Annotated in this window: 7 protein-coding genes and 1 pseudogene; 5 read left to right on the top strand and 3 right to left on the bottom strand. The window is 75.4% G+C overall.

Annotated elements, in window-relative coordinates; translation table 11 throughout:
- Positions 1-48: 48 nt before the first annotated feature.
- A complete protein-coding gene (gene ybaK, locus CNO22_RS25365) occupies positions 49-513 on the bottom strand; it encodes a Cys-tRNA(Pro) deacylase (protein ID WP_100502022.1) in 465 nt (154 codons plus the stop codon).
- Between the two features lie 220 nt (positions 514-733).
- Between ybaK and CNO22_RS25370 the strand changes: the two genes are divergently transcribed.
- Together CNO22_RS25370 and rsrA are read left to right on the top strand one after the other, a co-directional pair.
- Positions 734-1,444, top strand: coding sequence for a sigma-70 family RNA polymerase sigma factor (locus CNO22_RS25370; protein ID WP_269799640.1), 711 nt, complete (start codon positions 734-736; stop codon positions 1,442-1,444).
- Positions 1,441-1,785 carry a mycothiol system anti-sigma-R factor gene (gene rsrA, locus CNO22_RS25375; protein WP_100502024.1) on the top strand — a complete coding sequence of 115 codons (345 nt, stop codon included), beginning with the start codon at positions 1,441-1,443 and terminating at the stop codon, positions 1,783-1,785. Before CNO22_RS25370 ends, rsrA begins: the two co-directional genes overlap by 4 nt.
- A gap of 114 nt (positions 1,786-1,899) precedes the next feature.
- Here rsrA and CNO22_RS30280 read toward each other — a convergent pair whose 3' ends face one another.
- Entirely contained in the window at positions 1,900-1,974 is a 75-nt protein-coding gene (locus tag CNO22_RS30280) for a 50S ribosomal protein bL37 (protein WP_014377707.1), read from the bottom strand.
- Positions 1,975-2,203: 229 nt separating this feature from the next.
- Between CNO22_RS30280 and CNO22_RS25380 the strand changes: the two genes are divergently transcribed.
- The gene (locus CNO22_RS25380) at positions 2,204-3,247 is read left to right on the top strand and encodes a biotin carboxylase N-terminal domain-containing protein (RefSeq protein ID WP_100502025.1); all 1,044 of its coding nucleotides are present in this window, start codon (positions 2,204-2,206) and stop codon (positions 3,245-3,247) included.
- Positions 3,248-3,300: 53 nt separating this feature from the next.
- On the top strand, positions 3,301-3,522 hold the full coding sequence (locus CNO22_RS25385; protein WP_091212776.1) for a biotin/lipoyl-binding carrier protein: 222 nt from the start codon (positions 3,301-3,303) through the stop codon (positions 3,520-3,522).
- 6 nt (positions 3,523-3,528) lie between these two features.
- Here CNO22_RS25385 and CNO22_RS25390 read toward each other — a convergent pair.
- A pseudogene (locus CNO22_RS25390) lies at positions 3,529-4,068 on the bottom strand (GNAT family N-acetyltransferase); the annotation flags it as partial.
- Between the two features lie 53 nt (positions 4,069-4,121).
- On the opposite strand from CNO22_RS25390, the gene CNO22_RS25395 reads away from it, so the two are divergent.
- Positions 4,122-5,548 (top strand): sensor histidine kinase (locus tag CNO22_RS25395; protein WP_100502027.1); only part of this gene is annotated, 1,427 nt, incomplete at its 3' end.

A 5,548-nucleotide genomic window follows, 5' to 3' on the forward strand; every position in this document is an offset into this window, starting at 1 on the left:
ATCGTACCACGCCCACCGCGGTCTCACCGTCAGGGGCCGCCGGCAGCGTCAGATGTGTATAAGCGCCAGGGCCAGCCGCACCAGGTCCGCCGGCGCCAGCTCCACCTGCAGGCCCCGCCGTCCGGCGCTGACCATCACGGTGGCGAAGCCGAGGGCCGACTCGTCGACCACCGTCGGCAGCGTCTTGCGCTGCCCGAGCGGGCTGATGCCGCCGAGCACGTAGCCGGTCGTGCGCTCGGCGTCGGCGGGGTCGGCCATCGTCGCCCTCCGCCCGCCGGTCGCCGCCGCGAGCGCCTTGAGGTCGAGGTTCCCGGCCACCGGGACGACGGCGACGGTCAGCGCGCCGTCGACCCGGGCGACCAGTGTCTTGTAGACCTGGCGCGGGTCCTGGCCGAGCGCGGCCGCCGCGGCCTCCCCGTACCCCTGGCCCTCGGCGTGTTCCGGGTCGTAGGTGTGCAGGGTGTGGGCCACCCGGGCCCGCTCGAGGGCCCGCACCGCGGGGGTCGCCGCCACGGTGCGGGAGCGTAGCCAGCGTCGCCGCGCGGCCGGTCCCCGCTCACACCGGGGAATGGGGACCCCGGCCCGCACGGTTGGACAGGCCGTGAGCAGCAGCCTCTCCACCAGCGCCCGCCAGCGCCCTGCGCTCCGGCGGCCCCCGGGCCGGCCCGGTGCCGCGCGGCTAGGATCGTCGGAGGCGGTGGCCCGCGTCCGGGCGCCGCAGAGAGGACGGTCGGTGCCCGAGGAGTCCACGGACCGCACGCCCGAGACCGCCATGGCCGACGCCGTCGAGGAGACCTCGCCGGTCGAGGTGCCCGAGGCGCGCGAGGGCGGCAGCCGCACGGAGGTCGACGAGACCCGTGCCGAGCGCGATGCCCGCTTCGAGCGGGATGCGTTGCCCTACCTCGACCAGCTCTACCCGGCGGCCCTGCGGATGACCCGCAACCCGGCCGACGCCGAGGACCTGGTTCAGGAGACGTTCGTGAAGGCCTACTCGGCCTTCCACCAGTTCGCCGAGGGCACCAACCTCAAGGCCTGGCTGTACCGGATCCTGACGAACACCTACATCAACAGCTACCGCAAGAAGCAGCGGCAGCCGCAGCAGTACCCCACCGATCAGGTGCAGGACTGGCAGCTGTACGCCGCCGAGGAGCACAGCTCCAGCGGCCTGCGCTCGGCGGAGATCGAGGCGCTGGACCACCTGCCGGACTCCGACATCAAGGACGCCCTCCAGCAGCTGCCGGAGGACTTCCGCCTGGCGGTCTACCTCGCCGACGTCGAGGGCTTCGCCTACAAGGAGATCGCCGAGATCATGGGCACGCCCATCGGCACGGTGATGTCCCGCCTGCACCGCGGCCGCCGCGGGCTGCAGAAGCTGCTGGCCGACTACGCCCGGGAGCGCGGTTTCGTCCGGGCCGGTGCCGGGGAGGAGGCGAGCCACTCGTGACCAGCGACGAGCGTCCGGACGCCGGCGAGCCGATCTCGGTGGACTCCTGCGAGGACGTGCTCTCCCACGTCTTCGAGTTCCTCGACCACGAGACCGAGCCCGCCCGCCGGGAGGTCATCGCCGAGCACCTCGAGGACTGCTCGCCCTGTCTGCGGCGATTCGGCATCGAGCAGGAGTTCAAGGCCCTGGTCCGCCGGCGCTGCGGCGGCGACGTCCCCCCGCCCGGCCTGCGGGACCGGATCAAGCTGCAGCTGACCACCGTCTCCTTCGAAGAGGACGGCACGCAGGTCAGCATCGAGCGGCTCAGCGTGGAGCACACGCAGGAGCGCCCCACCGCGTAGGACCGTCGTACGCCAGAGGCCCAGAACCCACCGGGTTCTGGGCCTCTCGCGTACGGCCACCCTTCAGGGCCCCGCGCCGAGCGTGCGAGGCGTGGGGGGAAGGGTGGTCCTCTTTCAGGCGTTGGGGCGCTTGCCGTGGTTGGCCTTGTTCCCCTTGCGGGAGCGCCGCTTGCGTCCACGCTTGGACATCGCCGCCCTCCTTCCGTCGTCGCTGCTGGCGGGCCCGGTGCCGGGCCCCTGGACACCTCTGGGCGACCCGGGGCCGCGGCTGGCGCTGCGACCCCGGGCGGATCCGTCAGGCTGGACCCCCAGCCTCTCACGAGCCCGCGCGGCACCGCCCCCCTGTGGCGGTCCGGCGGGGCGCGGGGTGAGGCTGGGGGCAGGACGGCGTCGAGGTCGGTGGAAGGCGGTTCGGGACGTGGCACACGTCGGGATCGAGAGCGTGCTCGTGGCGGGCCGTGGGCCGGCCGCGTGCGCGGTGGTGGCGGCCTGCTCGCGCCTGGACGTGAAGACGGTCGCCGTCCACTCGGAGGCCGACCGCAACGCCCGGCACGTGCGCCTGGCCGACGACGCGATCCTGCTCGGTCCGGCCCCGGCCGCGGAGTCCTACCTGGCCGTCGACCGCATCGTGGAGGCCGCCCGGCGCAGCGGCGTGGAGGCCGTCCTGCCGGTGCCGCCGGCGCTGGCCGGCAACGCCCGGCTCGCCGGCGCGGTGGTGGCTGCCGGGCTCACCTGGGTCGGCCCTTCCGCCGCGGTGCTGGAGCGCCTCGGTGGGGACGGCGTCGAGCCGGCCAGCGAGCGCGGGTTCCTCGCGCTGGTCACCGACGGGGGGCTGCGCTGCACGACACCGGTCTCCCGCGACCGCGCCGCCGGCATCGCCCGCGTCTCCTGGACCCCCGACGAGCCCGTCGAGCTGCCGCCGGCGGCCAAGCGGCTGCCCGAGATCGGCTGGCGCGGCCTGGTCACCGTCGGCATCGCCCCCGACGGCGAGCTGGCCGAGGTGGCGGCCGGCTTCTCCCTCGACACCACGGTGCTGGAGCGGGCGCACGGCGTGGACGCCGTCGAGCTCGCCCTGCGCAGCGCGGCGGGCGGCTCGGCCGTCGACTCCGGCACGGGGGCGCCGCCGCGGCGGGCGGTCACCGTCCAGCTGCGTTCGACGCTGCCGCCGGGCCAGGGCGGGCGGGTCACCGGCCGGCTGCCCCGCTCGGGCCGGCACACCGGCGCCGGGCGCGGCGTCGAGGTCGTGGCGGTGAGCGGCTACGACCCCGGCGACCGGCTGGACCGCTGGTACGACGCGCTGCTGGCCACCATCAGCGCCGGCGCCCGGGACACCGCCACCGCCGCACGGGCCGTCAGCGAGGTGCTCGACGCGGTGCCGGAGGTCGGCGTGCCGCACGACGGCCCCGAGGTGTGCGCGGTGCTCGAGCGGCTGACCTCCGGCAACCCGGCGCCGGGGGCGTGACGCGCGCCCGTCGCGTGCCAGGATGGACCGACGGCGAGCTCAGGGAGGTGCCGGTGGCGGTCGAGGAAGTCCACGCCGAGATGGTGTCGAGCGTGTGGAAGGTGCTGGTGCAGCCCGGCAGCGAGGTGGCGGCCGGCGACACCCTGGTCATCCTCGAGTCGATGAAGATGGAGATCCCCGTCCTCACCGAGCGGGCCGGCACCGTCCGCGAGCTGCACGTCGTCGAGGGCGAGGTGCTGCAGGAGGGCGACCTCATCGCCACCGTCGACGGCTGAGCCGGCTCACAGGTCGAGGGCGTACACCAGCAGGTCGATGCCGGGCGCGGGCTGCCAGTCGCGCTCCGGCAGCCGGGTGAAACCCAGCCGCTCGTAGAGCCGCTGCGCCGCCGGCATCCCCCGGTCCGTCGAGAGCACCATCCGCCGCTTGCCGGCGGCGCGGGCCCGCTCCAGGCAGGTCCGCACCAGCAGCTCGCCGATCCCGCGGCCCTGCACGGCCGGGTCGACGACGAGCATCCGGAACGCCGCCTCGTCGGCGGACTCCGTGACCTCGCCGAAGTCGCCTGCGAGCACCAGCGCCACGCTGCCGACCACGCGGCCCTCCTCGTCCCGGACGACGAGCAGCTCGGCCCGGTCGGCCCGCCCGGCGACGTCGCGCAGCTGCACGCCGTACTCCGGCGAGGCCAGCCCGCCGCCCACGTAGACGTCGGCGGTCAGCTGCCCGATCCGCGGGAAGTCCTCGGGACCGGCGCGGTCGACGGTCACGGCCGGTGCGTCGGGGGACGAGGACACGGCCCCCAGCCTAGGGAGGGACCTCCGGGAGTCCTCGCGGGCTCGGGACTCCCAGGGGAGGGGCCGGTCATACGCTCGGGGACACCATGAACAGCCTCTCCGAACGCCTCACCCGCGGCTCGGCGTCCGCACCGGCCCAGGTCGACCACGCGCGCCGACTGGTCGCCGACTGGCAGCTGCTGGCCGACCTGTCGTTCGCCGACCTGACGCTGTGGGTGCCGTTGCGCACCGGCGCCTGGTGGTGCGTCGCGCAGGTGCGCCCGCTCACGGCCCCCACCAGCCAGCCCGAGGACCTCGTGGGCTCGGAGGTGGAGGGCCCGGCCGCCGAGCCGTTCGTGGTCACGCACCGGGAGGGCCGCCCGGTGACCGAGGGGGAGCCGGACTGGTCGGGCGGCACGCCGCGCCGCCGGGAGGTCGTGCCGGTGCGCCACGACGGCGTGGTCGTCGCCGTCCTGGCGCGGGACACCAACCTGGCGGTGACCCGGTCGCCGTCCACCCTGGAGCTGACCTACCTCGACATCGCCGCCGACCTCTGCCTGATGGTCTCGGCGGGCACGTTCCCGCCGCAGAAGCCGCTGGACGCCGAGCTGAGCCCGCGCGTGGGCGACGGGCTGGTGCGGCTGGACGCCGACGGGCGGGCCGTCTACGCCAGTCCCAACGCGCTGTCGGCCTACCGCCGGCTCGGCGTCATCGGGGACGTCGTCGGCGCCGACCTCGCCCGGCTCACCCGGGACGCCGCGGTCGACCGGGTGGCCGGCGAGGCGGTCGCGGCCGGCATCCGTGCCGCGGTGTCCGGGCGGTTCCCCGACCCCATGGACGTCGAGAGTGCCGGGGCGACCCTGCTGGTACGGGCGCTGCCATTGCAGGCGCCCGGTGCAGAGGAGGGCGCGCTGGTGCTGGTGCGGGACGTGACCGACGTCCGCCGGCGGGACCGCGCGCTGCTGACCAAGGACGCGACCATCCGGGAGATCCACCACCGGGTGAAGAACAACCTGCAGACGGTTGCCGCGCTGCTGCGGCTGCAGGCCCGCCGGATGACCGAGCCCGCCGCCCGCGAGGCGCTGGAGGAGTCGGTGCGCCGGGTGTCGTCGATCGCAGTGGTGCACGAGACCCTGGCCGGCAGCCGGGAGGACGTGGTGGACGTCGACGACGTCCTCGACCGGGTGCTGCCGATGCTGGGCGACCTGACCTCGGTGGGCCCGGCCGCACGGACCCGGCGGGTCGGCCAGTTCGGCGAGCTGCCGTCGGTCGCCGCGACCCCGCTGGTGCTGGTGGTCACCGAGCTGCTGCACAACGCCGCCGAGCACGCGTTCCCCGACGGCAGCCCGGGCAGCATCGAGCTGGTGGCCGAGCGGGACGGCGACGACCTCGTCGTCCGGGTGGTCGACGACGGGCGGGGCCTGCCCGAGGGGTTCGAGCCCTCCGCCAGTGACGGCCTGGGCCTGCAGATCGTGCGCACGCTGGTCGCCAGCGAGCTCGGCGGCAGCCTGGCCATGACGAGCCCGCCCTCCCG

The organism is Geodermatophilus chilensis (assembly GCF_002802985.1).
Classification (GTDB): Bacteria; Actinomycetota; Actinomycetes; order Mycobacteriales; family Geodermatophilaceae; genus Geodermatophilus; species Geodermatophilus chilensis.